The sequence below is a fragment of the Planococcus versutus genome, assembly GCF_001186155.3.
Taxonomy (GTDB): domain Bacteria; phylum Bacillota; class Bacilli; order Bacillales_A; family Planococcaceae; genus Planococcus; species Planococcus versutus.
In genome coordinates this window covers 460,225-472,878 of record NZ_CP016540.2, presented here as the reverse complement: position 1 = coordinate 472,878, position 12,654 = coordinate 460,225, and the positions used below count along the sequence as shown (strand labels likewise).

16 protein-coding genes are annotated in these 12,654 nt (G+C 37.5%); 3 read left to right on the top strand and 13 right to left on the bottom strand.

The window, feature by feature from the left end; all coding sequences use genetic code 11:
- Positions 1-50: 50 nt before the first annotated feature.
- From I858_RS02490 to I858_RS02470, 5 genes are all read right to left on the bottom strand, one after another.
- Positions 51-881 carry a M15 family metallopeptidase gene (locus I858_RS02490; protein WP_049695023.1) on the bottom strand — a complete coding sequence of 277 codons (831 nt, stop codon included), beginning with the start codon at positions 879-881 and terminating at the stop codon, positions 51-53.
- Between the two features lie 193 nt (positions 882-1,074).
- Positions 1,075-1,320, bottom strand: coding sequence for a hypothetical protein (locus I858_RS02485; protein ID WP_049695057.1), 246 nt, complete (start codon positions 1,318-1,320; stop codon positions 1,075-1,077).
- Positions 1,321-1,370: 50 nt separating this feature from the next.
- Complete coding sequence (gene yidC / locus I858_RS02480) at positions 1,371-2,153, bottom strand: membrane protein insertase YidC (RefSeq protein ID WP_049695022.1); 783 nt, start codon at positions 2,151-2,153, stop codon at positions 1,371-1,373.
- A 174-nt stretch (positions 2,154-2,327) separates the two neighbouring features.
- On the bottom strand, positions 2,328-3,113 hold the full coding sequence (locus tag I858_RS02475; RefSeq protein WP_049695056.1) for an AraC family transcriptional regulator: 786 nt from the start codon (positions 3,111-3,113) through the stop codon (positions 2,328-2,330).
- Positions 3,114-3,433: 320 nt separating this feature from the next.
- Entirely contained in the window at positions 3,434-4,327 is an 894-nt protein-coding gene (locus I858_RS02470; RefSeq protein WP_049695021.1) for a diacylglycerol/lipid kinase family protein, read from the bottom strand.
- A 104-nt stretch (positions 4,328-4,431) separates the two neighbouring features.
- Here I858_RS02470 and I858_RS02465 point away from each other — a divergent pair, with 104 nt between their 5' ends.
- A complete protein-coding gene (locus tag I858_RS02465; RefSeq protein WP_049695020.1) occupies positions 4,432-5,559 on the top strand; it encodes an MFS transporter in 1,128 nt (375 codons plus the stop codon).
- A gap of 40 nt (positions 5,560-5,599) precedes the next feature.
- Here I858_RS02465 and I858_RS02460 read toward each other — a convergent pair whose 3' ends face one another.
- Positions 5,600-5,992 carry a hypothetical protein gene (locus tag I858_RS02460; RefSeq protein WP_065524416.1) on the bottom strand — a complete coding sequence of 131 codons (393 nt, stop codon included), beginning with the start codon at positions 5,990-5,992 and terminating at the stop codon, positions 5,600-5,602.
- Between the two features lie 86 nt (positions 5,993-6,078).
- Positions 6,079-6,531, bottom strand: coding sequence for a GNAT family N-acetyltransferase (locus I858_RS02455; RefSeq protein WP_049695225.1), 453 nt, complete (start codon positions 6,529-6,531; stop codon positions 6,079-6,081).
- A gap of 95 nt (positions 6,532-6,626) precedes the next feature.
- On the opposite strand from I858_RS02455, the gene I858_RS02450 reads away from it, so the two are divergent.
- The gene (locus tag I858_RS02450) at positions 6,627-7,118 is read left to right on the top strand and encodes a GNAT family N-acetyltransferase (RefSeq protein ID WP_049695224.1); all 492 of its coding nucleotides are present in this window, start codon (positions 6,627-6,629) and stop codon (positions 7,116-7,118) included.
- Positions 7,119-7,195: 77 nt separating this feature from the next.
- On the opposite strand, the gene I858_RS02445 is transcribed toward I858_RS02450, so the two are convergent.
- From I858_RS02445 to mntR, 5 genes are all read right to left on the bottom strand, one after another.
- Positions 7,196-7,750, bottom strand: a complete 555-nt coding sequence (locus I858_RS02445) for a DUF4064 domain-containing protein (RefSeq protein WP_049695223.1) — start codon at positions 7,748-7,750, stop codon at positions 7,196-7,198.
- A gap of 387 nt (positions 7,751-8,137) precedes the next feature.
- Positions 8,138-8,419, bottom strand: a complete 282-nt coding sequence (locus I858_RS02440) for a GNAT family N-acetyltransferase (protein WP_049695222.1) — start codon at positions 8,417-8,419, stop codon at positions 8,138-8,140.
- A 272-nt stretch (positions 8,420-8,691) separates the two neighbouring features.
- Positions 8,692-9,579 (bottom strand): DUF1002 domain-containing protein, encoded by an 888-nt coding sequence (locus tag I858_RS02435; protein WP_049695221.1) that lies wholly within the window; start codon positions 9,577-9,579, stop codon positions 8,692-8,694.
- Positions 9,580-9,721: 142 nt separating this feature from the next.
- On the bottom strand, positions 9,722-10,582 hold the full coding sequence (locus tag I858_RS02430; protein ID WP_049695220.1) for a CvfB family protein: 861 nt from the start codon (positions 10,580-10,582) through the stop codon (positions 9,722-9,724).
- A 21-nt stretch (positions 10,583-10,603) separates the two neighbouring features.
- Entirely contained in the window at positions 10,604-11,026 is a 423-nt protein-coding gene (mntR, locus tag I858_RS02425) for a transcriptional regulator MntR (protein ID WP_049695219.1), read from the bottom strand.
- Positions 11,027-11,203: 177 nt separating this feature from the next.
- Here mntR and I858_RS16880 point away from each other — a divergent pair, with 177 nt between their 5' ends.
- Positions 11,204-11,359 carry a lmo0937 family membrane protein gene (locus I858_RS16880; RefSeq protein WP_157886464.1) on the top strand — a complete coding sequence of 52 codons (156 nt, stop codon included), beginning with the start codon at positions 11,204-11,206 and terminating at the stop codon, positions 11,357-11,359.
- Positions 11,360-11,514: 155 nt separating this feature from the next.
- Here the strand turns inward: I858_RS16880 and I858_RS02420 are convergent, their stop codons facing one another.
- Positions 11,515-12,633 (bottom strand): GNAT family N-acetyltransferase, encoded by a 1,119-nt coding sequence (locus I858_RS02420; protein ID WP_049695218.1) that lies wholly within the window; start codon positions 12,631-12,633, stop codon positions 11,515-11,517.
- Positions 12,634-12,654 lie beyond the last annotated feature (21 nt).

Here is a 12,654-nt window from a genome sequence, read left to right as displayed (position 1 = left end):
AAAACCTATATAAAAAAGCGTCTCCCTTTTTAGGAGGCGCTTTTTTATAATTAAATACCCAAATATTCTTCAAGTGTTATCTCTTTTTTATAAATTTCTAGAGCAATATCTTTTCCAACATAACGAAAATGCCAGGATTCATGCATATAACCGGTAATCTTTTCTTTCTCTTTAGGATAACGCAAAATAAATCCATACTCTTGACTGTTGGCTGCGAGCCATTTGCCACCTTCTGTATCCCCAAACGATGAAGATGCCCAATGCTGTTCTTTTCCAGCTTCACCAATATCAAAAGTCAGCCCTGTTTGATGTTCGGAATATCCAGGACGCGCACTGTATCGATCGGCTGCTTGCTGACCATCTTTCGCTACATAATTTTCGTATAATTGCTTTTGCCGTGCAAAATCACGATACGTACTAAAAGCATTTAAATGGATGCCTTCTTTAGCTGCTGCTGCTTTCATCGTTTCAAAAGCTGCTCGTGCTTCTGGTATTTCACCAGGTGCATAAGTCGCAGGCAGTGGATGTTGTTTATTAGCCAATAGCACACCTTTGATAATAGTAGGCTCTTTTGGCAGTTCACTTTCCGAATAAATAGTAGCATCCGCCGATTTTTCCACTGGTTTTTCTACTGGTTTTTCTGCTGGTTTTTCTACTGGTTTTTTTTCAGTTGGTTTTTCTGCATCTTCTTTTGGCATTTCTGTTATTGACTCTTCAGTTGTAATGGCTTCTGCTAAAGATTTCATACTTTTTTCAACGTCCCAATTATTTATGTAAAACCACATTGCGGCTACAGCAGCTATTATTACTGACAGACCAATCCCCACCCATTTTATATAAATTTTTTTATTTTTTTGTTTTGCGCGATCTACTGACTTCATACAATGCCTTCCTTCTATTGATTTCCTTTTTATTCTACCATTTTTATTACTGAAATTCTCCGTTAACAATTTCTACTTCTAGAATTTATGCATTTAATAACCTTAACGAACCGTGAAGTAATATGTGTATAAAAGACAAATAGGCGCATACAAAAAAAGCACGATCTCAGTAAAGAGATTGCGCTTTTAAATTTCATACTAGGATAACTGCTAAAACAACAAAGAATAATACGCCAAACGTAATAGACATTCCGAGCATCCATTTAGCTTCACGGTGCATTCCTTTTTCTTTCATGTGACGATAGCGAAAGCTATTTGTCAGCATGAATAGTAAAGTCATAAACAAAACAGCCACTTCTAAATAGCCAAATAGTAAAAATGTCAATGCGGTGATACTCAGAAGTGCAATTGCCACTCCTTGTATAAATTTCAAGTTCATATTAAAATCTCCCCAAAAAGAAAGCCGGCATTGGTTGCCGGCACTCTCCATTATTCTTTTTTCTCTTCTACAGCTTCGAGTGCTTTTTCTGGATGATTTGAATAGAATTTACGCCCAATAAACGTTTGGGTAATTAACAGAATCCCTCCGACTGTCCAGTAAACTGGTAAAGCCGCCATTGATGTAAACGAAATAAACATAATCATGATTGGTGAAATGTAAACAAACAGTTTCATTTGTTTTTGTTGTTGTTCAGGCATTGTCCATAGCGATACTTTGGCTTGGAAGAAATAAACGGCACCGGCGATCAACGTCATAATAACATCTGGTGAACCCAGACTAAACCATAAAAATTCATGCGCTTGAACATCTGGTGAGTGCAGAATAGCAAAATAAAGACCCATAATGATTGGCATTTGGATTACGACAGGTAAACAGCCCATATTCAACGGATTTACTTCATGCTTTTTATAAAGTCCCATCATTTCCTGTTGCAATTTCATTTGTTCTTCTTTGTCTTTTGTTTCTTTTATACGTTTCTGGATGTCTTCCATTTCAGGACGCATCACATCCATTTTGACTTTCATTCCCTGCTGGCGTTTATATGTCCGCAGCATAAATGGCATTAAGACCAAACGAATAATAATAGTGATGACCACAATAGCAAGACCATAACTACCGCCAAACAAGTCGCCTAAATAATTCAGCGAGAAGTCAAATGGCTTCACAAAGAAGTTATAAAAGAACCCTTCTTGGTTTTCTATAGCCGAACAGCCACTTAAGAGGATAGCTGCTAGTACCATCATCGTCAATAATGTAATTTTCTTTTTCAAATTAGTCACCTTCACCTTTTTTAACTACTTTGAAGTATAACGATAAGCTGAACAAAATTCAATCCATGGAAGAGACACTGTTGGAATTTTTAATTTTTGTGGCGAAATTACGGCATTTTAGTAGGCTAACGTCTTATTAAAAAACCCAAAGAAAAAAAGAAGAATTTCTTCTTCTTACTTAGCATTTGGTAATGTATACCGGAAATACGGAATGTGTTGGCTATCGCGAAATTGTTTTGGTGTAACTTCTGTATATTTTTTAAAGATTCGTGTGAAATAGCTTTGATTGCAGAAATGGAATTGTTTAGAAATTTCCGAAATCCCTTTATCGGAATGACGAAGATAGTATTGCGACTCTTCTACTCGACGAACGTTTAAGTATTCGACAAGTGTAATTCCTGCATGTTCTCTAAAAATTCGTGACAAATGACTTGTTGAAATACTAAAATGCTTCGCGATTTCTTCAACTGATAAATCACGTTCAACTTCATCGTTAATGTAAATAACCACTTTGTTTACAGTTTGATGGCCAAAAGAAGGTTGCTTACGTTCAGAAATAATCGAGACGAAAAACTCAATCAATTCATCTGCTACAAACATAAACTCTGAATCACTCATATGTTTATCGACCAATTCTACGCATGCAGAATTGAACGCGAATGCTTTTTTAGGTGGTACGCGCATTTCGTAAAGTTTACGTGCCATAACTGAAGACAGGATGATGTAATAATTACGAATAGATCGTATAATGTCTTTTTCTGAACGAAGTGAGAGCATGTCAATTAACTCTCTCAGTGTTTCTTTTGCACGCTCTTTTTCAAGATGGTGAATTTCGTACATTAACTGTGTTTCAACTTCAAAAAATCTGTCTAACCCATCAATTTGGTTTAAATTCTCGGTTTCATTCATAAAAATTTTAGAAATAGTTTCTTGAATGGAAGGTGCTGTAATAATATTCATCATTTCCCCGTCTTTCTTCTACAAGTTTTGCGACTTTATTTCCACTATATACTGAAATAACTTCGAATAACAGAGTAAAGCTCTTATTTCGGTATTTTTTTTATGTAATTTGCTCTATAAGGTTTTCAATTTCCCTAAGACTTCAGTAGTGCTTTAATACAATATTATACTAGATTAGACGCGATTAGTTTGATAAAAGTTTCATTTTTATTTTATAAAACTTAATATTAACAGAAAGACAAAGCAAGTCATGGAAAATGGATTGCTTTGTCTTTCTCGTTATTCAATTAGAAACACCTTTTTATAGAAAAAAGAAGCAATTATGCTTTTTCCGGTGGAATTAGTGCACGAATATGTTTTGGTAATACTTCTATAACGAATGGTGTTGTACACCCCTCATCGCCATCAATGTTACTAGATAGAGGTTCACTTGTTTTAATGGATACTTTCGTGGTATGAACGACTTCTACTGCTGGATCTTCTTCTAGTTTCCCTCGAATTGCCGAAGTCGCAATACGCAAAAAAGCGGGTAAAGCAGCATTTTTCACAATGTAAAGATGGAGCAATCCATCATCTGTCAAAGCTTGTGGTGCTAGTTTTTCAAATCCTCCAACTGAATTGGTTAAAGCGGCTAATATCAACTTGGCTTCTCCAGACCACGTACCGTGATCATGTTCAACTTCAAAATAAGTTTCAGACTCTGCAGCAATTGCTTTTACACCTTCAATAAAATAAGCTAAAGCTCCTAATTTAGTTTTTTGTTCGGAATCCACTTCATAAGTGGACTCCGCAATATCACCAATGGCCAATATATTCATGAAATAATGTTTATCAACCTTAGCTATATCTACTCGCTTTTCATAACCGGTTTTTAATGCTTCAATTGCTTCTGGAGGATCTAAGGAAATTCCCAACGCACGAGCAAAATCGTTGACTGTGCCTAGTGGAATCAGTGAGAATAGAGGCTGGTGCTTTTTTTCAGCCAATCCAGAGACCGCCTCATTAATTGTGCCATCTCCACCCATAGCTACAACAAAATCGTATTCTTTTTCGCATGCTTCTTCTGCAAAATGAGTGGCATCTTTTTGTTTTTGTGTTTCTCTTGTATCCACTTCATAACCCATAGAAGATAGCGTTTTTTCTACTTGTTCTCGGTAGTCAGCTGCTTGTTCTTTTCCAGCAGATGGATTTAATATAAACATTGCTTTTTTCATCTCTAAACCTCCGATGGTATAATCTAACTATAGCTGTCTTTCCCCCTGTCACAGAGTAAACAAACCTGGAAAACTACAATTTGTTAAGGAAAGTAGGAAGCGTCTTGCGCATTTTCATTTACATCATTATCTTTTTTTCTTTTTTCGATTTGTTTGCCCAACTCCCGATTATGAGTACATATGCTGTATCATTAGGCGCTGGTCCTTTTATTGCTGGATTAGCCGTAGGCATGTATTCGTTATCTAATACATTTGGAAACATCATCTCAGGAATTTTCTCCGATCGAAAAGGTCCTTTTGCAATTTTAGTAATTGGTCTTTTATCAACAAGTACTGCTTTGTTCTCTTATTCATTGATTGATGGTCCCTATAGTTTGCTAGTTGTTCGATTTCTTCACGGTCTGACAGCTGGACTCATCGTTCCCGCCGCGTTTACTTATTTGGCTAATCGGACAAAAATAGAAAAACGAGGTAGAGGGTCCGCACTATCGGGTGCCTTTATTGGCTTGGCGGCCATTATTGGTCCAGCTTATGGAGCTATCTATACGAGTCGCAATAGCGTTTCTGAAACAATGCTTTTAACTGGCATATTGATTTTCATCGTTGGTTTTGCAGCTTTTATAGCATTGCGCCAAACCACTATTACAAAAGAGCAAGTGGCTAAAAACACTGTTTCTTTAATTGATATTTTAAAAAACAAAGGCTTGTTACGCTCTTTTTCAGGTGCGTTTTTTCTTATGTTCTCTCAAGGTGTACTTGCTTATATGCTTCCTTTAAAAGTTGAAGAACTTGGTTTTGATTCGCAACTTAGTGGTTTATTATTAAGTACGTTCGGAGTTTCGGCAATTCTGGTCTTTTTATTGCCTGTTAATCGCATTTTCGATATGGCAAAACCTATTTATACATTAATCGCAGGTTTTGCTGTTATGAGTGCATCGCTGTTCTTTTTAAGTGCAGTTTTAACTGAACCGTTACTTTATCTCAGCATGTGTATTTATGGAATTGGGTTTGCGTTATTGTTCCCATCCATCAATTCTATTTTAATTGATTCTACAGACACTTTGTCTCGAGGACGATCTTATGGTTATTTTTACGCTTTTTTCTCTGCTGGCGTAGTTGTTGGTTCAAGTATTACGGGTGCCTTAGCCTTGAACCCTGATCAAGGATTTGTCTTTAGCGCTTGTTTGCTACTCACTGCAGCGTTAGTTAATACGCTAACGCACAAAAAATAAATTGGTAGTAAAAAGGATGGTCAAAGACCATCCTTTTTACTTATAGATTATCTGTGTTGACTTTGTTTACAGAAGAAACAGAACTCGTATTTTCAGCTTTTTCTTCGCTAACGTCATTTGACGATAGTTTTGTATCACTAGCTTCTTGATCCTTTTTCTTTTGTTGTTGTTCGTTGTAGTATTGGATGCTCGTTGTAGCTCCGCCTTCTCCAACCATTTTTTCTTCACGTTTTTCTGTATTATCTACTGCATCGTTTGCTTCTGAATCTTGGTTTTTTTCTTGATCTAAGTTTTGAGATTCCATATAAGAGTTCACCTTCACTTTCGCATTATTAAAAGCTTTTGTAGCTTTTTCTCGATTTTCTGGATTTTTAAAGTATGCGTATGCTCCTGCAGCCAATCCTGCCACTAATAAGCCTCTTCTTTTTGCCATGTGCAACACTCCTCTTAATCTAATTATAATTACTCTTTGTTTACCCGTTATATGTCGGATTAATCATTTATCATATGTCAATTCTATTACAGATAGTCGCGTATCCATTCCATGTCTACATGAGGAATCCCGTCTTCATCATAATAATCAGAGATGGATTGGAAACCAAAAGATTGATAAAATTCTTCTAAATATACTTGCCCTTGCAATTTAATGGCGTCTGCTTTCCATTCTTCTGAAATATAAGCGATACACCGTTTTAGCAACTGTGATGCCAAGCCTCTGCCTCTAGCTTCTTCACGAACAACAACTCTTCCAATAGAAGGCACCTCGTATTTTGTGCCTGCTGGAACCAAACGTGCATAAGCTAATATTGTCTCATTTTCACTGTATACTAAATGAATACATTGTGAATCCAATCCGTCTATTTCTGGATATGCACAGTTTTGTTCTACGACAAATACATCCACACGTAATTTTAATACTTCATATAGTTTTTTCGTTGTAAGCTCGCCGAATCGATATACTTTCCAGGTCATATGTTGTAGCCTCCCTATCGTTCTACCTATTCTACATTAGTGGCTATTCCCCTTTTTTTTTGGTATGATTGCAGAAAGAATTTAGAGGTGATTACATGATTCGTACTGGTACATCTGCAGATATTCCATCTGTCCAAGAAATCGCTAAAGTTAGTTGGAATGATACTTATGCTGGAATTATTCCCTTAACCATACAGGAAAGTTTTTTAGATAAATCGTATTCGATCCCAATGATGGAAATGCGTTTAAAAAAGACGATTATATTGCTTGCAGAACATGAGGGTCGGCCTGTCGGCTTCGCAAATTTCACTAAAGTGGATGAAGATGGTGATGCTGAGCTGATTGCTATCTACATGAAGCCTGAATTTCAACGATCAGGATATGGCAAACAATTGTTATCTCAAGGATTGAGTTATTTACCTAATGGCAATCAATTATTTGTTTATGTTGAAAGTGAAAATAGAAAAGGTCGCAATTTTTACGAAGCAAATGGCTTTGAACTGTTAGAAGAGTTTGAAGAATTATTTGAAGGACACCCTTTGCAGACAGCTAAATACGTTTATACGTTTAAAACGACAGCCATATAGGAAAGGTGTTCTTTCTTCCATTTCAATTAAAAGACGCACATATTGAAAACTATGTGCGTCTTTTGGTATGAAATTTTTTAAAGCGGACGATAAGGGGTATCGTTTTCAGTGCGTGTTGTTGGATCACTAGTCAATGAATCTTCTTTACTGCGGTACTGATCTTCTTGATACTTAAAATCATCATCACGTAATTTTTGGTTATTTTGTCTACCTGGTTTGCGAACAAAGCACATAATCGCTGCAATGTAGAAAAGAATGGAAGTTAAAGACAAAAGTCCTGCAAACAATCCTCCAATGATAAAGAAAACTCCAGCAGCGGATGCATTTCCTTTTTTACGAAGATTGGCTACTGCGACAATCGCCAGGATCGTACTCAATCCTAATAATGCTATCATCACCCATCCCATAACGTTAAAGCCTGAAGACATCATGTCTAGCATTACTTGCACGTCTTCAGGATTTGTTATGGTCGGATCCGCCAAAATTTCATCTTCCATAAACTGCTGCATTTCCGGCATAGTCGAGTAACCTGCCATCACAACACCAATTAAAGCCATTACTAAAATATTAAAAACAATTCCAATGATACCGAGTACTTTTTCTCCTGCTCTATTCACTGTATCTTGGTTCACTCTTACCACCTCTTTTCTTAGTTTCTTATGAGTACTAAGTGCAAATAAGGATTTACTTACTTATTCCTTTTCCCTTAACAAAATTAATAAAACCTGTTTAGAACTTTGTCACCCGGGTAGATTATTAATAACAAACATTTGAAAGGGGTTCTAGAAAATGGAAAAAAACCTAATTTTTAGTCAATCAGATTTTATGTATGGTGTTGGTGGAGCTTCAATTTTAACAGCTCTTGTTTTCTTTTTAACTACTATCTAAAACGGAGGTAACGATGGAAAACTACATAATTACTACTTAGCAAAAGCAATCCACTGTAAAAAATAGCGGATTGCTTTTGTATGTTTAATTGCGTGCTAGTTTTAGCACCTTAATCACTTTTATACCCATTTTTAAACTTTGACGTCGTCATATTCTTTATAGCGATCAAATGCTGTAACAGCATAAGAACAAACAGGTTCCATTTTATAATTATTATCACGCGCATAATTTGCTGCTTGATCTAGTAATTTTTTAGCCATTCCTTGCCCACGCATTGTTTCATCCACAAAGGTATGTTCAATAATCATCACGTCGGCTAGCATCGTCCAGGTTATTTCAGCTTTCATCACACCTTCTTCTTCAAGTCGGTATGCAAATTCATCACTACCTAATTCAGTTAAGTTAAAATCCATCTTTTATTCTCCTCCTCTATATTGATATTGCCCACTTTTGCTACGTTACGGTAATACCAGTTGCTCCTCTAGCTTCTCGTTCGTCTGTTGATAGTTCAGAGCGTAGACATACACATTTAATGCCTGTTACATCATCAAGATTGGCTTTTCTTGAAGTCAGTAAACTCCTTCAAGATAATAACTTTATACTATCACTGGCTTTTCTCTAGCTCAAGCCATTCAGCTTAGACAAAAACAGGCAAACCTTATTTTAAAGGATTGCCTGTTTGACATTAATTAAACCACCCACGTACGGTATCCGCTAAGTTTCTAAAAAACTTTTTAACACTTTCCCAAAATCCTTCATCGTTGACAATTGTAGTGATTTTATCTTCAAGCGATTTGCTTAAGTCTTCTAATTGCGTTGACCATTTTGAAAAATCGATATCCAATTGACGAATACGATCCATCAAATCCACCAGTAACTGACGGTCTTCTGGACTCAATTCGATTTGAAGCTTGTCTAATTGGTCTTGAACGATTGTTTCTACTTCTTCACGAGAAGCAGGATTTTGTTCAGCAATTTGTTTTTTAATCTCCGTTAACAACTCACTCACTTTAGCATCTTCTACGCCGCTATCCGCAAGTTCAGTCGCAACAGATAATTCATCATTTGCTACATCCGTACGTTCTGGATCCAGTGTTTCGCCGTTTACTTCGTATGCTTTGTAGATTCCCACAAGTGCCGAGTGACCCGTTACTGCTTTTGGTGCAGCAACTTCTACCGTAGCATTTTCAATACCCGCAGTGAGCATGGCATTGGCGTACATATCAGTCGTTACTTGTGTGATATTTTCAGGTGTAACGATTTTAATGACCAGTCCAGCACCTTCATCTTTGCGTGTGATTTTAGCAGATGAATACATATTCGCGCGAGAATCCCCATCTTTGATGTATTTAATCAAATCTTGGCCTGTTACTTCAATTTCTTCTACATCTACTTCTTCTGCAACATCTAGGCTTTTAGCAACCGATGCTTTTTCATCAGCTGATAGATTTCCTCCATACACAATTATTGGCAATCCAAATTTTTCGTTAATGCCTACATTTGCTGAGCTATAAGACGGAAGTATCGTAGATAAAGCGAACAACAAAGCTATTACAGTTAATAATTTTTTCATTTTTTATGGTGCCCCTTTCTTCGAATTCATACAAATTGAACTTTTCGGCTTTTTCCACGGTTGGAAAAGTCAATTAGAAAACTTCTCTTAGATCAAGAGAAGTTCAACTTCTATCAATACGAAATGTAGTTGAAAAGGTTCCTTACTTTGTTGACTTAGTCCATCCTTCTTCTTGAACAATTTGACGATTTTTATATAGTTTTCCGATCGCACGTTTGAATGCAGCCTTGCTCATCCCAAAAATTTCTAAAATTTCATCTGGAGAAGATTTATCGGTAAATGGCATTTTTCCACCTGACTCTTCTAAATAACGCATGATTTGTTCCGAATCATCTAGCAAGCGTTCTTGCTTTCTCGGAAGTAAAGAACCATTCAATGTACCATCGTCTTTTACACCAATAATACGTACTGTCTTTTCTTCACCTAAACGTGGTTCTTCTTGACGTTCCGTTTCGTGGATAAAAATTCGGTACATTTCGGGTACTGACAACATAAATGTACCTACCGGCAACAACCGATAAGCGCGTGCTTGTACGTTTTGATTGAATAGTGTTTCTGGAGCCGGCTCCATCATTTCCAATACTTTTTCTTCTGTTGCCAAACGGCCGTATAAATCACCGTGACGATCTGTACGAAGCGTCATAAATATATGGTCACCTTGCTTTGGCCACAGTTCTAAAATTTGCGGAAGATCTGCAGGTAACAAATAGACTTCGCGTGTTGTACCAATATCTACAACGGCTCCTTCACGTTGTGACACTTTTAAAACTTTCGCCCAGCCGTATTCGCTTGGCAAAATATGTGGAATCATTGGAGTTGCTGACACGCCGCCTTGTCGATTGCGGTACAGAAACACTTCAATTTCTTCTCCAATTTCTTGCCCTTCTTCAATTTCTGATGCGTTCATCATGACTTCATCCCCTGATCCATCTGATAAAATCCATTGGGACGTTGAACGATCCTTTACTTGTAGCACTGCCTTTAATCCTGGGTGTAAAGCCATAAATAGTTCCTCCTGTTTTCTTTAGCTTTCTTTTCCTATCGTTTTCAGTTGGTTGAGTTTTTCCTTAAAATCCGGGCTTTCTTCCAATAGTTGTACCAAATCAGCAATGCGATCGATTGAATTCCAGCTCAAATGATGTTCGATGCCTTCAACATCTTCATAAATCTGTTTTTCGTCTACACCAATCAACTGCAAAAACTGCTCAAGCAAGCTATGTCGTTCCAATAGCCGTTTCCCTAATTTTTGGCCTCTTGGCGTCAACACAAGCCCTCTATAACGTTCATATATCAAGTATCCGTCTTTATCAAGCTTTTGCACCATTTTAGTGACAGAAGAAGGCAACACAGATAAGGCTTCCGCGATATCGGATACCCGCGCATAGCCTTTTTGCTCAATTAAAGAATAAATGATCTCAATGTGGTCTTCCATACTTGGAGTAGGCAAAATTCTTTCCTCCCTCACGTAGCTATACTTAGTTTACTATACCGCCACTTCTGAAACAACTCGACTCTCCCCACCACAGAACAGTCCGTTTTTTCAGAAAGGTTTAACGTGAGTATTACTAGGGTAATTTATTATTAGAATCGAAATTGTTATTATAGAAAGGTTAGGTGAAAAAGCATGGGACGCATTCTTTGGATTATTCTTGCAGTTATTCTTGTTATTTGGCTTGTCGGATTCTTAATGGACGTTGCAGGTGGACTAATACACGTTCTTCTAATTATTGCTGCAATCATTTTAGTTATCAATCTAGTTACAGGTCGTAAAGGCGTATAGCCATAATTTCCTAAAACAAAAGACTTGCCACCAAAAGCCACGTTAACTGGCTTTTGGTGGCAGTCTTTTTTGTTTTTTCGTTTATACATAGCAAAAGCAGGAAAGGAAAATAAATTATTTTCCTTTCCTGCTTTTTAGGTCAAGTCAAAATTCGGTTATTGGCGTATTTTAGCATATACACATGTATCATGAAGTTTATTGTCTACGCGCGAAACGGTATCGTTCCGTAAAATTCCTTCTAACTCAAAATTTAATCGGTTTGCTACTGCGCGACTTCGGACATTGTCTGGGTCACAGCGAATTTCAACGCGGTTAGCACCTAGCTCGTCAAAAGCAAAACGTGTAATACGCTCCACAGCTTCTGAAACAAATCCTTTGCCTTCAAATTGGCTATCTACCCAGTAGCCAATTTCAAACTTGCGCACTTCCCAGTCGATGCGATGAAGCCCTGTAGATCCAATAAACTGACCTGTGTCTTTCAAAAAGAAGTGCAGACGCAAATCTTTGCGTAACTTAAAATCTGCAGCCGCTTCAATTAGTGCTGCTTCTGTTTGGGCAAGGTCTGGCTTTTGCTGTGCGAACGGCAACCAAGGTCGGAAAGCTTCTAATGAGCGCATGACCGCTTCGTAACTTGCTTCTGCATCTTCTCTTCTAGGTGCGCGAATTACTAATCGTTCAGACTCAAATTGCTCAGGAAAATCGAGTAATATCGGATTAAAAGGTGATTCTTTTGCTTCTACTATAGCATCATCCCATAACACCGGTGTTGAACTTCCTGCCTGCCAGTCTTCCCGTGTCATGCCATAAATCACCGCATCGTAATAGCGATTTTCTCGTGGAGAAAACCACGCTTGCCGTAAATGAGCTTCCTTCACGAATCCCGTCCGTTCAAACGCTTTGCGCATCGCAAAATTATCGTGTCGTGTATTGCCTTCTAGACGAATTTTTTTCTCCGGCAAGGAAAACACAAAATCCGCAACCATTTTCAGCGCTTTTGGGCCATAGCCTTTGTTTCGATAAGGATCTGCAATTCGTAAGTCAAACAGTGGAATGTCATCTCGCAAATCGAATATTTTCACTAAGCCCACTTGTTCTTTTGCATCATTTTCAATCCAGAAAGTTGTGACTTGGTCTGATTTATACCCACCTTCTTCGATAGTCTTCTTGATTAAAGCTCTAACTGGGTGTTCGTGACCGTGAAAAGGCCATGAGTTTGTTGTCATAAAATGAATTAGCTGTTCTTGCTCTTCCATCGTCCACTCTGTTAATTTCACTAAAAAACCTCCAAACCTACC

Coding starts and splice junctions, on each gene's coding strand:
- I858_RS02490 (WP_049695023.1), bottom strand. CDS start 881: ATGAAGTCAGTAGATCGCGCAAAACAAAAAAATAAAAAAATTTATATA.
- I858_RS02450 (WP_049695224.1), top strand. CDS start 6,627: ATGATTCGTACTGGTACATCTGCAGATATTCCATCTGTCCAAGAAATC.
- I858_RS02435 (WP_049695221.1), bottom strand. CDS start 9,579: ATGAAAAAATTATTAACTGTAATAGCTTTGTTGTTCGCTTTATCTACG.
- I858_RS16880 (WP_157886464.1), top strand. CDS start 11,204: ATGGGACGCATTCTTTGGATTATTCTTGCAGTTATTCTTGTTATTTGG.
- I858_RS02460 (WP_065524416.1), bottom strand. CDS start 5,992: ATGGCAAAAAGAAGAGGCTTATTAGTGGCAGGATTGGCTGCAGGAGCA.
- I858_RS02485 (WP_049695057.1), bottom strand. CDS start 1,320: ATGAACTTGAAATTTATACAAGGAGTGGCAATTGCACTTCTGAGTATC.
- I858_RS02440 (WP_049695222.1), bottom strand. CDS start 8,419: ATGGATTTTAACTTAACTGAATTAGGTAGTGATGAATTTGCATACCGA.
- I858_RS02470 (WP_049695021.1), bottom strand. CDS start 4,327: ATGAAAAAAGCAATGTTTATATTAAATCCATCTGCTGGAAAAGAACAA.
- I858_RS02455 (WP_049695225.1), bottom strand. CDS start 6,531: ATGACCTGGAAAGTATATCGATTCGGCGAGCTTACAACGAAAAAACTA.
- I858_RS02475 (WP_049695056.1), bottom strand. CDS start 3,113: ATGAATATTATTACAGCACCTTCCATTCAAGAAACTATTTCTAAAATT.
- I858_RS02430 (WP_049695220.1), bottom strand. CDS start 10,582: ATGGCTTTACACCCAGGATTAAAGGCAGTGCTACAAGTAAAGGATCGT.